This window comes from Paractinoplanes globisporus DSM 43857, assembly GCF_000379645.1.
GTDB classification, from domain to species: Bacteria; Actinomycetota; Actinomycetes; order Mycobacteriales; family Micromonosporaceae; genus Actinoplanes; species Actinoplanes globisporus.
Genome location: NZ_KB903308.1, coordinates 165,074 through 177,427 on the forward strand (window position 1 = coordinate 165,074; position 12,354 = coordinate 177,427).

13 protein-coding genes are annotated in these 12,354 nt (G+C 70.0%); 11 read left to right on the top strand and 2 right to left on the bottom strand.

Annotated elements, in window-relative coordinates:
- Nucleotides 1–151 precede the first annotated feature (151 nt).
- Nucleotides 152–445, top strand: a complete 294-nt coding sequence (locus A3CQ_RS0124000) for a hypothetical protein (RefSeq protein WP_026206124.1) — start codon at nucleotides 152–154, stop codon at nucleotides 443–445.
- 2 nt (nucleotides 446–447) lie between these two features.
- On the top strand, nucleotides 448–1,350 hold the full coding sequence (locus A3CQ_RS0124005; protein WP_020513506.1) for an ATP-grasp domain-containing protein: 903 nt from the start codon (nucleotides 448–450) through the stop codon (nucleotides 1,348–1,350).
- A gap of 1,397 nt (nucleotides 1,351–2,747) precedes the next feature.
- On the opposite strand, the gene A3CQ_RS0124010 is transcribed toward A3CQ_RS0124005, so the two are convergent.
- Nucleotides 2,748–3,656, bottom strand: a complete 909-nt coding sequence (locus A3CQ_RS0124010; RefSeq protein ID WP_020513507.1) for a COX15/CtaA family protein — start codon at nucleotides 3,654–3,656, stop codon at nucleotides 2,748–2,750.
- 140 nt (nucleotides 3,657–3,796) lie between these two features.
- Between A3CQ_RS0124010 and A3CQ_RS0124015 the strand changes: the two genes are divergently transcribed.
- The 9 genes from A3CQ_RS0124015 to A3CQ_RS0124055 are packed head-to-tail and all read left to right on the top strand — an operon-like array spanning nucleotide 3,797 to nucleotide 11,069.
- Entirely contained in the window at nucleotides 3,797–4,519 is a 723-nt protein-coding gene (locus A3CQ_RS0124015; RefSeq protein ID WP_051115331.1) for a helix-turn-helix transcriptional regulator, read from the top strand.
- Nucleotides 4,516–5,937, top strand: a complete 1,422-nt coding sequence (sufB, locus tag A3CQ_RS0124020; RefSeq protein ID WP_020513509.1) for a Fe-S cluster assembly protein SufB — start codon at nucleotides 4,516–4,518, stop codon at nucleotides 5,935–5,937. Before A3CQ_RS0124015 ends, sufB begins: the two co-directional genes overlap by 4 nt.
- Before the next feature lie 3 nt (nucleotides 5,938–5,940).
- Nucleotides 5,941–7,062: a Fe-S cluster assembly protein SufD gene (gene sufD / locus A3CQ_RS0124025; RefSeq protein ID WP_020513510.1), complete on the top strand. Its 1,122-nt coding sequence runs from the start codon at nucleotides 5,941–5,943 to the stop codon at nucleotides 7,060–7,062.
- The gene (locus A3CQ_RS0124030) at nucleotides 7,059–7,391 is read left to right on the top strand and encodes a non-heme iron oxygenase ferredoxin subunit (protein WP_020513511.1); all 333 of its coding nucleotides are present in this window, start codon (nucleotides 7,059–7,061) and stop codon (nucleotides 7,389–7,391) included. The genes sufD and A3CQ_RS0124030 overlap by 4 nt, the downstream gene beginning before the upstream one ends.
- On the top strand, nucleotides 7,388–8,149 hold the full coding sequence (sufC, locus tag A3CQ_RS0124035; protein ID WP_020513512.1) for a Fe-S cluster assembly ATPase SufC: 762 nt from the start codon (nucleotides 7,388–7,390) through the stop codon (nucleotides 8,147–8,149). Before A3CQ_RS0124030 ends, sufC begins: the two co-directional genes overlap by 4 nt.
- 15 nt (nucleotides 8,150–8,164) lie before the next feature.
- Nucleotides 8,165–9,394, top strand: a complete 1,230-nt coding sequence (locus A3CQ_RS0124040; protein WP_020513513.1) for a cysteine desulfurase — start codon at nucleotides 8,165–8,167, stop codon at nucleotides 9,392–9,394.
- A complete protein-coding gene (gene sufU / locus A3CQ_RS0124045; protein WP_020513514.1) occupies nucleotides 9,394–9,849 on the top strand; it encodes a Fe-S cluster assembly sulfur transfer protein SufU in 456 nt (151 codons plus the stop codon). The genes A3CQ_RS0124040 and sufU overlap by 1 nt, the downstream gene beginning before the upstream one ends.
- A complete protein-coding gene (locus A3CQ_RS0124050) occupies nucleotides 9,846–10,289 on the top strand; it encodes a metal-sulfur cluster assembly factor (RefSeq protein ID WP_020513515.1) in 444 nt (147 codons plus the stop codon). The genes sufU and A3CQ_RS0124050 overlap by 4 nt, the downstream gene beginning before the upstream one ends.
- Nucleotides 10,290–10,325: 36 nt before the next feature.
- The gene (locus A3CQ_RS0124055) at nucleotides 10,326–11,069 is read left to right on the top strand and encodes a maleylpyruvate isomerase family mycothiol-dependent enzyme (protein WP_020513516.1); all 744 of its coding nucleotides are present in this window, start codon (nucleotides 10,326–10,328) and stop codon (nucleotides 11,067–11,069) included.
- 13 nt (nucleotides 11,070–11,082) lie between these two features.
- Here A3CQ_RS0124055 and A3CQ_RS0124060 read toward each other — a convergent pair whose 3' ends face one another.
- Entirely contained in the window at nucleotides 11,083–11,778 is a 696-nt protein-coding gene (locus tag A3CQ_RS0124060; protein ID WP_020513517.1) for a histidine phosphatase family protein, read from the bottom strand.
- Nucleotides 11,779–12,354 lie beyond the last annotated feature (576 nt).

Below are 12,354 nucleotides of genomic sequence, written 5' to 3' on the forward strand. Positions count from 1 at the left end.
CACCCCGAAGATGGAAACTTGTTGATGCGGGCATTTCGGGCACAATTGGTCCATACCAATGCCGCGAAATCGCATACCCGCAGGTAATAGGCATCACAAAATGGCACTGTTGATGCTTGCTCCGGGGTCGGATCTGCTTAGGCTGCCGGTCATGGCTCAAGGTTCCGATACGACACTGACCGCGGGGATCAAGCTTTTCGCTGCCGGCCACGGCGGCGCGAAGGCGGTCATCGAGTACGTCGGCAAGCGTGGTGCCCGCATTGTCCTCGTCGGCCAGGACGGCGAGTGGTCCGACCAGTTCGCCGACGACACCGACGTCGCGCGCCAGGCGTGTGAGAGCGCCGGCGTCGAAGTGGAGAACGAGTGGGAGCGCGAGCTCCTGGAGCAGATGCGACCCAGCAATGACCTCTGGCGCTCCATGTCGCGCCGGGCCATGGCCCGCTGATTTTGTCCGAGTCCACCATCGACGCGACCCGGGCCCAGGCCCGGGTCGCCCTCGTTACCTGTGATCTCTTTCCGTCCCTCTGGGACGACGACTTCCCCCTTCGCGACGAGCTGCGGTCGCGCGGCGTCGCGGTCGATGCCGTCAGCTGGGACGACCCGTCCGCGGACTGGGATGCTTACGGCCTGTCGATCCTGCGCTCCCCGTGGGACTACGTCCCGCGCCGCGACGCCTTCCTGGCCTGGGCCCGAAGCGTGCCGCGCCTGCTCAACCCGGCCGACGTCCTGGTGTGGAACACCGACAAGCGCTATCTGAGCGATCTCGCCGCGGCCGGCGTGCCGATCACCCCCACGACCTATGTGGCGCCCGGCGAGACGTGGACACCGCCGTTCGAGGGCGAGTGGGTGGTCAAGCCCACCATCAGCGCCGGCAGCCAGGACACCGGCCGCTACACCCTGCCCGGGCACCGTTCGAAGGCCGCCGCGCACGTCACCCGCCTGACCGAGGCCGGCCGCACCGCGATGGTCCAGCCGTACCTCAAGGCCGTCGACACCGCCGGCGAGACGGCCCTGCTCTTCTTCCCCGACGCCACCGGCCGCCTCACCTTCAGTCATGCCGCCCGCAAGGGCCCCATGCTCACCGGCCCCGACGAGGGCAAGATCGACCCCGGCAGCGAGCAGATCGACGCGCGCGACCCGTCACCCGCCGAGCTGACCACCGCCGAGCAGGTGCTCTCCGCGATCCCCGGCGGCGTCGACGGCCTCCTCTACGCCCGGGTGGATCTGATCCCCGGCCCCGACGGCGCCCCCATGCTGCTCGAACTCGAGCTCACCGAGCCGTCGCTGTTCTTCCGCACGGCCCCGCTGTCGGCCGCCCGCTTGGCCGACGCGATCATCTCCCGCCTTTAAAAACCCCTTTGCCCGTACGAGATACAGGCCGCTCACGCCGGAAGATGACCTCCCCGGCCGTCCAAGCGCGACCCGCCCGCGCCCTCGCGGCCGCAGCGCGTCTCTCGCGTGAGGCGTGCCCTCGCGCCACTTACGAAACGCGCTGACCTGGGCTTTTCGGCAGCGCCCCTGTGGACAACACGGCGTGTCGTCCACAGGCCACGGATTCGTCCATCGTTGATCGCCCCGACCGGCCACGCTGCTTCCCATGCGCAACCGCAGCACGACCGCCAGGCCCCCTCGGCCCCCTCGGCCCCTTCGGTTCCTTCGGTTCCTTCGGTTCCTTCGGTTCCTTCGGTTCCTTCGGTTCCTTCGGTTCCTGAGCCTGACCGGCGGCCGATCCCCGACCGCAGGCCGGCTCCCGGGCTGAGCCCGCCGGCGACCGGTTCCCGTCCGGTCGCAGTCTCAGCCCGGTCCCACCGCGGCCGGGGTCCCCATTCCGCCGGCTCCCGCCCGAGGGGTCGTCAGCCGGAGCGGCGGCACCAAAGGGGACCCCGGCCGCGCCCGAGCCCGCCAACCCACCGGCAGCCCGCCGTGGCGCTCCCTCTCCGGCGCCACGGCGGGCCTCCAGAACGGAGGTGAGCCTCAAGACCACCTGAATGCGCGCGCAGCAGCCGCCGACTGTCTCCCTAGGCGGCCGCCGCAGTCCACCGTCACCGTCCACGTGCGCCTACCGGACGGTGCCGCTGGACCCACCCCACCCAGCCGGCCGAGCAAGCCGCCGCCGCACCGATCCGGCCAGACGCGCGGCAGCGGCGCTCCCTGCTCCGGTCCGGCTGGGTGCGGGTGGAGAACACCCCCCGCCCGCCGCCCGCTGCCCGTCGCCGTCGCCCGTCGCCCGTCGCCCGTCGCCCGTCGCCCGTCGCCCGTCGCCCGTCGCCCGTCGCAGGACAATGCTGAATACGGCGCAGCTGCCGCAACGCCGTCCGCGAGCGGCCGCACCCAGTGCAACCACCCAGCGGCCCGGGCCATGGCACGCCCCCAGCCCAACCATCCACCCACCCGGGCGGGTCGCACCCGCGCAACCACCCAGCGGCCCTGGCCATGACGCGCCCGGCCCAACCATCCACCCACCCGGGCGGGTCGCACCCGCGCAACCACCCAGCGGCCCGAGCCATGGCACGCCCAGCCCAACCATCCACCCACCCGGGCGGGTCGCACCCGCGCAACCAGGCAGCGACCCGGCCATGGCGCGCCCGGCCCAACCATTCACCCACCCGGGCGGGTCGCACCCGCGCAACCAGGCAGTGGCCCGGCCATGGCGCGCCCGGCCCAGCCACCCGCCAGTGCGCGACCGGCGCGGAACGGCGGTTCAGCAGATGGGACGGCGGCCGGACGCCAGCCGCTGTGCGGAAGATCTAGAGAGAAACCGGGGTGTTGGCCGGTGTGGAGACGGCCTGCTCCGGGGAGGGGGAGACGGCGGTGAGGGCGGCCCGGGTCCGGATGGCCAGGAGGACGGCGACCGTACCGGTCCAGACCAGGCTGGCACCGAGCATGTGGGCCGCCACCAGCGCCACCGGCAGATGAGTGAAGTACTGAACGAAGCCGATCAGGCCCTGGGAGAGCTCGATGACAAGGAGCGTCAGGGCTGCTCGGGCGGGAACGGGGGCGTTGACCGCGCGGAAGGCCAGCCACAGGCCCAGGGTCAGCCCTAGTAGCAGGAAGACCAGGTCGGCGTGGGCCTGGGCGATGGCGGCCGGGTCCAGGCCGTTGCGCTTGGCGCCGTTGTCGCCGGAGTGGGGGCCGCTGCCGGTCACGACCACGCCCAGGACGATCACGGCGGAGCTGGCGAGGGCGGTGGCGGCGGTCAGGTGGCGCAGGGGGCGCGGGACCACGTAGATCGGCTCGGCGTCGCCCTCGGTGGTGGAGTGCCAGAGGGCGTACGCGGCGGCGATCAAGGCCATGGAGAGCAGGAAGTGGAGGCCGACCACCCACGGGTTCAGGTCGGTCAGGACCGTGATGCCGCCGACCACGCCCTGGCCGGGGATGCCCAGCAGGACCAGGAGGCTGAGGCGCACCTGGCGGGGCCGGCGGGGGCGCTGCCGCCAGGCGGAGATGAAGCAGGCCAGGGCCACGACGAACAGGACCACGCCCAGCAGGCGGTTGCCGAACTCGATGACGCCGTGCACGCCCATCGCTGACGTCGTCGTGTAGGACGCACCGGTACATTTGGGCCAGGTAGGGCAGCCGAGCCCGGAATCGGTGAGACGAACGGCCGCACCGGTGACGACCAGCGCGATGTTCGCGATCAGGGACGCCAGGGCCATCGGGCGCAGGGCGGGGAGCTTCACCTCTGCGATCGTACGCAGGGGGTCCGACGGCTTTTCGGCGGCTCCGGAAGCACGGTGGCCTGGATCACCGGAGAGCCGGTTTGCAGGCTTCGCCGGAAATACGTAACGTTGGCGTAGTGAAAACAGAGGTGCTGATCCAGACCGGTGCGGTGGCTTCTGCCAGCGCGTCGGACGGGCGCACCCGTGATCGCGTCGCTCAATTGTTGCTCGAGCGTGGCGCGGCCACCGCGGCCGAGCTCGGGGCGCAGCTGGGGCTCAGCCCGGCCGCGATCCGCAAGCACCTCGACGCGATGCTCGCCGAGCAGCTGGTCGAGACCCGCGAGGTCCGTCACCAGGGGCGCCGGGGGCGTGGACGGCCGGCCAAGGCATTCGTGCTCACCGCGGCCGGGCGTGAGGCATTTCCGCACTTCTACGACGGAATCGCCACCGCCGCCCTGCGGTGGATCGCCGAGCGTGGCGGGCCGGAGGCGGTCAGCGAGTTCGCGGCCGCTCAGGTCGCGGCGCTCGAGGAGCGTTGCCGCCAGGCGATCTGCGAGGCCGGCGACGATCCGATCAAGAGGGCGGAGGCGCTCGCCGAGGCGCTGACCGCCGAGGGCTACGCTGCGAACGCGACCACGATCGCGACCGGCGGGCAGCTGTGCCAGCACCACTGTCCGGTGGCCCACGTGGCTGCCGAGTTTCCCCAGCTGTGCGACGCCGAGACCGCGGTCATCTCGCGGCTCATCGGCACCCACGTGCAGCGTCTAGCCACCATCGCGCACGGTGACGGAGTGTGCACGACGCACATCCCGGGCCCGGCGCGTGTAAACGACGTACCCACGGTTAGGACAGATACATGACCGACCAAATCGTCACTCAGGAAGAGCATCTCGCCGCCCTGGGCAAGTACGAGTACGGCTGGGCCGACGCCGACGTCGCGGGCTCCACCGCGCAGCGCGGGCTGTCCGAGGCTGTGGTGCGCAACATCTCCGCGCTGAAGAGCGAACCCGAGTGGATGCTCAACCTCCGGCTCAAGGGCCTGCGGCTGTTCGACCGCAAGCCGATGCCGTCGTGGGGCGCCGACCTCACCGGGATCGACTTCCAGAACATCAAGTACTTCGTGCGCTCGACCGAGAAGCAGGCGGCGTCCTGGGACGACCTGCCCGATGACATCAAGTCGACGTACGACAAGCTGGGCATCCCCGAGGCCGAGAAGCAGCGCCTCGTCTCCGGCGTCGCGGCTCAGTACGAGTCCGAGGTGGTCTACCACAAGATCCGTGAGGACCTCGAGGAGCAGGGTGTCATCTTCCTCGACACCGACACCGCTCTGAAGCAGCACGAGGACATCTTCAAGGAGTACTTCGGCACCGTGATCCCGGTCGGCGACAACAAGTTCGCCGCGCTGAACACGAGCGTGTGGTCCGGCGGGTCGTTCATCTACGTGCCGAAGGGCGTGCACGTGGAGATCCCGCTGCAGGCGTACTTCCGGATCAACACGGAGAACATGGGCCAGTTCGAGCGGACCCTGATCATCGTGGACGAGGGCGCCTACGTGCACTACGTCGAGGGCTGCACGGCGCCGATCTACTCTTCGGACTCGCTGCACTCCGCAGTCGTCGAGATCATCGTGAAGAAGAACGCCCGCTGCCGGTACACGACCATCCAGAACTGGTCGAACAACGTCTACAACCTGGTCACCAAGCGCGCCACCTGCGAGGAGGGCGCGACCATGGAGTGGATCGACGGCAACATCGGCTCCAAGGTCACGATGAAGTACCCGGCCGTCTACATGACCGGCCCGCACGCCAAGGGCGAGGTGCTCAGCGTCGCGATGGCCGGCGAGGGCCAGCACCAGGACGCCGGCGCCAAGATGGTGCACCTCGCGCCGTACACGTCCTCGACGATCATCTCGAAGTCGATCGCCCGGGGCGGCGGCCGTACGTCGTACCGCGGCCTCGTGCAGGTCATGGAGGGCTCCTCGCACTCGAGGAGCACGGTCAAGTGCGACGCACTCCTGGTCGACACGATCTCCCGCTCGGACACCTACCCTTACGTCGACATCCGCGAGGACGACGTGTCGATGGGGCACGAGGCGACCGTCTCCAAGGTCAGCGAGGACCAGCTCTTCTACCTGATGAGCCGGGGCCTGACCGAGGACGAGGCGATGGCGATGATCGTGCGCGGCTTCATCGAGCCGATCGCCAAGGAACTGCCGATGGAGTACGCCCTCGAACTGAACCGTCTTATCGAGCTCCAGATGGAAGGCGCTGTCGGTTAAACCATGACCACGGAAACTTTTGCCCCGCCCCGCACCAAGTCGCAGGTGCTGCGGTCGTTCGACGTTGCCGACTTCCCGGCCCTCAAGGGGCTGGAGGAGGAGTGGCGTTTCACCCCGCTCAAGCGACTCGGCGAGCTGGCCACCGCCACGACGCTGACCGGGGTCGCGCCGGTCGTCGAGCACGGTGAGCTGCCGGTCGGCGTCGCGGTCAAGCACGTCGAGCAGGCCGATGCGGTGCTCACGCCGTTCGACCGGATCTCCGCGCTGGCCTACGGCTCCGCCGACGGCGTCACGCTGATCGAGGTGGCGCCGGAGACGTCGACCGACGAGGCGATCGTCGTGCGCGTGGTGGGCAAGGGCGGCGACGCCGCCGCGGCCAGGACCAGGGTCGCGGTGGGTGCGTTCGCCAAGGTCACCGTTGTTCTGGAGCAGACGGGTACGGCGGTGCTCGCCGACAACATCGAGGTCGTCATCGGCGACTCCGCACAGCTGACGTTCGTCACCCTGGCCGAGTGGGACGCCGGCGCGGTGCAGGCGCAGCACGTGAAGTTCCGGGTCGGCAAGGACGCCCGCGTGCAGCACGTGCAGGTGGCGCTCGGCGGCGACCTGGTACGCCAGTACACCAGCGTGGAGTACGCCGGCCGCGGCGGCGACGCCGAGTTGTGGGGCCTCTACTTCGCGGACGCCGGACAGCACTTCGAGCACCGCCAGCTGGTCGACCACTCCGTGCCCGACTGCCGCAGCTACGTGGGCTACCGCGGGGCGCTGCAGGGCTCCTCGGCGAAGACCGTCTGGGTCGGTGACGTGCTGATCCGCGCCACGGCCACCGGCACCGACACGTACGAGATCAATCGCAACCTGATCCTCACCGACGGCGCGATCGCCCACTCCGTGCCGAACCTGGAGATCGAGACCGGCGAGATCGTCGGCGCCGGGCACGCGAGCGCGACCGGCCGCTTCGACGACGAGCAGCTGTTCTACCTGATGGCTCGCGGCATCCCCGAGGAGGAGGCGCGCAAGCTGGTCGTCCGCGGCTTCTTCGTCGAGCTGATCAACAAGATCCCGGTGGACTCGCTCCGCGAGCGGCTGGGGGACGCGATCGAAGCACGACTGGCGGGGGCATGACTTTCGAGTACGTCGGACCGGCCGACGACCTCGCCAAGGGCACCGCTCTCACGACGGAGATCAACGGCATCGACGTCGCGGTCGTGCATGCGGACGACGACAACTTCTATGCCGTACGCGATGAGTGCAGTCACGCCGCGGTGCCCCTCTCCGAGGGTGAGATCGACGGCTGCACGCTCGAGTGCTGGCTGCACGGCTCCCGCTTCGACCTGCGTACCGGTGAGCCCACCGGCCTGCCCGCCACCGAGCCGGTGGCGATCTTCCCCGTCGAGATCCGCGACGGCGACATCTACGTTTCGAATACACCGAGCAATGGAGTTAACCCGTGAGCACCCTGGAGATCCACGACCTGCAGGTGTCGGTGAAGCTGCCCGAGGGCGACCTGAAGCCGATCCTGGCGGGAGTCGACCTCACCGTGAAGTCGGGCGAGACCCACGCGATCATGGGTCCGAACGGGTCGGGCAAGTCGACGCTGGCGTACTCGATCGCCGGTCACCCGAAATACCAGATCACCGGCGGCTCGGTGACGCTGGACGGCGACGACGTGCTGGCCATGACGGTGGACGAGCGGGCGCGCGCGGGCCTGTTCCTGGCCATGCAGTACCCGGTCGAGGTTCCCGGCGTCTCGGTGGCGAACTTCCTGCGTACGGCGAAGACCGCGATCGACGGCGAGGCGCCCAAGCTGCGCACCTGGGCCGGCGACCTGCGCTCGGCCATGGAGAAGCTGCACATGGACCCGGCGTTCGCGCAGCGCAACGTCAACGAGGGCTTCTCCGGCGGTGAGAAGAAGCGGCACGAGATCATGCAGCTCGAGCTGCTCAAGCCGAAGATGGCGATCCTCGACGAGACCGACTCCGGCCTCGACATCGACGCGCTGCGCATCGTCAGCGAGGGCGTCAACCGGGTGCGCGAGACCGGCGAGACCGGCCTGCTGCTGATCACCCACTACACCCGGATCCTGCGCTACATCAAGCCGGACTTCGTGCACGTCTTCGTGGCCGGCCGGATCGTGCAGGAGGGTGGCCCGGAGCTGGCCGAGGAGCTGGAAGCCGGGGGTTACGAGCGCTACGTGGCCGCCCGGGCCTGACGGGGGTTGGGAACAATGACGTTCGACGTGGCCCGGGTGCGAGCCGACTTCCCGATCCTCGAGCGGGAGGTCAACGGCCACCCGCTGGTCTATCTGGACAGCGCGAACACCTCGCAGAAGCCCCGCCAGGTGCTCGAGGCCATGCGTGAGCACAACGAGCGGCACAACGGCAACGTGTCCCGCTCGGTGCACACGCTCGGCACCGAGGCCACGACGGCGTACGAGGAGGCCCGCGCCAAGATCGCGGCGTTCATCAACGCCGGCACCCCCGACGAGATCGTCTTCGTGAAGAACTCGACCGAGGCGCTCAACCTGATCGCGCACTCGGCGGGGCAGATGCTGGCGCTCAAGCCCGGCGACGAGATCGTGATCTCCGAGATGGAGCATCACTCCAACATCGTCCCGTGGCAGCTGCTCTGCGAGCGCACCGGCGCCACGCTGCGTTGGTTCGGCATCACCGACGACGGCCGGCTGGATCTCGCTCACCTCGCCGAGTTGGTCAACGAGCGCACCAAGCTGGTGTCGGTCGTGCACATGTCCAACACGCTCGGCACGATCAACGACGTGTCGCAGATCGTCGCGCGGGCCCGTGAGGTCGGCGCGCTGGTGGCTCTGGACTGCTCGCAGTCGGTGCCGCACCTGCCGGTCGACGTGCGCGGGCTCGGGGTCGACTTCATCGCGTTCACCGGGCACAAGATGCTCGGGCCGACCGGCATCGGCGTGCTGTGGGGCCGGTTCGAGTTGCTCGCCAAGATGCCACCGTTCCTCGGTGGCGGTTCGATGATCGAGACCGTGACGATGGCGCGGACGACCTACGCGGCCCCGCCGGCCCGGTTCGAGGCGGGCACGCCGCCGATCGCCGAGGCCATCGGGCTCGGCGCCGCCGTCGACTACCTGAGCGCGCTCGGCATGGAGGCCATCCATCAACACGAGCAGGACATCACCGCGTACGCGCTGAAGACCTTGAGCGATGTGCCTGGAGTGCGCATTTTCGGGCCGGCGACGCCCGAAGGGCGAGGCGGCACTCTCAGCTTCGCCGTGGACGGGGTGCACCCGCACGACGTCGGGCAGATCCTGGACGCGATCGGTGTCGAGGTGCGGGTCGGGCATCATTGTGCGAAGCCGACCTGCGCCCGGTTCGGGGTGCCGGCGATGACGCGAGCGTCGTTCTACCTGTACACGACGACCGATGAGATCGATGCGCTGGCGCGGGGGCTGGACCAGGTGCGAAAGGTGTTCGGCTGATGATGCTCGACGCGTTGTACCAGGAGATCATCCTCGATCACTACAAGCATCCGCACGGCCGTGGGCTGCGTGATCCCTTCGACGGGGAGGCTCATCACGTGAACCCGACCTGCGGCGACGAGATCACCGTGCGGGTCGCTTCCGATTTCTCCGATATTTCGTACGACGGGCTGGGTTGCTCGATTTCGCAGGCCTCCGCGTCGGTGCTGCATGAACTGCTGGTGGGGCACTCGGCGGCCGAGATCGCGCCGATTCACGAGGCCTTCGTCGAGCTGATGCAGGGGCGCGGGCAGGTCGAGCCGGACGAAGAGGTGCTCGGGGACGCGGTGGCGTTCGCGGGGGTGGCCAAGTTCCCGGCTCGGGTCAAGTGCGCGCTGCTGCCGTGGATGGCGTTCAAGGATGCCGCGGCGCGGGCCGGGGTCGATGTGGGCGTGAGCCCGGAGGTGAAGGCATGACCGACAATTCTGTTACCGAGCAGACTCCTGCGTGGCTCGCTGAGGAGCGCGCCGCCGCCGGCACCGCGTCCGAGGCCCCTTCCGTCGACCTCAATGCCGCCGCCGCGCCCGTTGCCAAGGCCTCGGTCGGGGACATCGAGGAGGCGATGAAGGACGTCGTCGACCCCGAGCTCGGGATCAATGTGGTCGACCTCGGCCTCGTCTACGGCACGTTCGTCGACGACGAGAACGTGGTCACGCTGGACATGACGCTGACCTCGGCGGCCTGCCCCCTGACCGACGTGATCGAGGAGCAGACCCGGGCCGCGCTCACCACCGGGCCGGGCGGAGGGCTGGTCAGCGACTTCCGGATCAACTGGGTGTGGCTGCCGCCGTGGGGCCCCGACAAGATCACCGAGGACGGGCGCGAGCAGCTGCGGGCGCTGGGCTTCAACGTCTGAGCCATTTCTGTCGTACCCCGGTGATAGAACCGGGGCATGACCTTCGATGAGCTGCTGACCCTTGTCGACGACCGGTCCGCGGCGCTGCGCTCGGCCGCCGCGGCCGCATCGTCGCTCGAGGTTGCCGTGCCCGGCTGCCCCGACTGGACTCTCGACGACCTGATCTATCACCTAGGTCAGGTGCAGCGGTTCTGGGCCGTCGTGACGCGCCTGGCCGACACGTCGGCGCCGCCGACGACCGAGCAGCGCGGCGTCACCGATCCCGAAGGCGACCTGCTCGAGTGGTCGGCCGAGTCGACGGCGCTCCTGCTCGACGCGTTGCGCGCGGCCGGCCCCGAGAGCCCCGCCTGGACGTGGTGGGCCGCCTCCGGCGCCCCCATGACGGCCGGGGCGATCGCGCGCCATCAGGTGCAGGAGGCCGCCGTCCATGCGTACGACGCTCAGGAAGCCGCCGGAAAGCCGGAACCGCTGCCCGCCGCCGTCGCCGTGGACGGTGTGGCCGAGTTTCTGAGCGTGGCGATGGCGAGCCTCGGCAAGTGGCCGCACCGCCCGGCGCGGGTCGCCTTCACCGCGATCGAGGGCCCGAGCTGGGTGGTCGACCTGTCCCCGGCCGGCGTCCAGCTCGATCCGGCCGCGAGCGGCGAGCCGGTGACCACCGTGCACGGCACCGCGAGCGACCTTGTCCTGGCTCTCTACAAACGCATCCCCGCCGACGCCGTCCGCGTCGACGGGGATGCCGCCGTCTTCACCGAGCTGCGCACCTGGTCCGACACCGAGTGATCGGGCCGGGTCGTCAGACGCTGGGGAGGTGGTCGACCGCGTTGTAACGGACCAGGCGCAGGTGGCCGTCGCGCGCCAGGAACTGGGAGATGGAGGCGTTGCGGACCGTGCCCTCGGCGCGTTCCATGGCGAGCACGTCGTCCCAGGCGAGCCCCTCGATGACGGCGCGCATCATCAGCACCACGGCGTCGTGCGCGACCACAGCGACCCGCTCGCCGGCGTGCTCCTCGCTGAGGTCACCGAGGAAGGACGCCAGACGCGCCTCGACATCGGCGAAGGACTCGCCGCCCGGCGGGCTGTAGCGGTAACTGCCGGCCTCAGCCCGGCGGGCTGCCTCGCCGGGGAAACGCTGGGCGATCGCGGCCCGGGTCAGCAGCTCGAGGTCGCCCATGAGGCGGTCGACGAGCCGGTCGTCCGTCTTCGGGACCGGCAGGGCCAGGCCGGACGCCTCGGCCGCGATCCGCCACGTCTCGCGGGCCCGCAGGTAGGGCGAGGTGATGACCACCTGGGGCACCTGCTCGGGCGGCAGCGCGGCCAGCCACCCACCGACCGCGGCCGCCTGGGCCTCGCCGTACTCGGTGAGCGGCACATCCGCGTCGCGGCCGCCCACCTCCGCTTCCAGCAGCCCCAGCGCGTCCGCCGCCGGCACGGCCACGTTCGACAGGCTCTGCCCATGCCGAACCAGGATCAGCTCACTCACCACCCGCACCCGCCCACCGTATCCGCCCACCCCGCTTCCCCCGCGACCCCGTCCCCGCGATGCCGGGCGCTTCGCGGCGCCCCGCTCTTAGTGGTGCCGAACCCTTCGCGGCGACCCGCTCTTCGTGGCGACCCGCTCTTGGTGGTGGCGTGCTCTTATTTGTGCCGCGTTCTTCGCGGTGGCGGGCTCTTCGCGGTGCCCCGGCCTCCGCGCCGACCCGCCGTGTCCAGCTGCGCTGTCGTGTCCGTCCTTGCCACCGTTCCCGGCGGGCTCGGCATCCGCGCGACGCTGGTCGTAGACCTGTCGCGGTGCCTTTGCTCTGCGTACCAAGACGCGCTGCTCTGCGCACCTGGGCGCGCTGCTCTGCGCACCTGGGCGCGCTGCTCTGCGCACCTGGGCGCGCTGCTCTGCGCACCTGGGCGCGCTGCTCTGCGCACGTTGGGGTGGGGCGCTGCGTGCGTGGGCGTGGGGCGCTGCTTGCGTGGGCGTGGGGCGCTGCTTGCGTAGACGCGCGGGTGGGTTGGGGGTGGGCGCGCGTCGTGGGGGCTTGGGAGCGGTCAGCCAGTGGCGGCGGCGTGGAGGGTG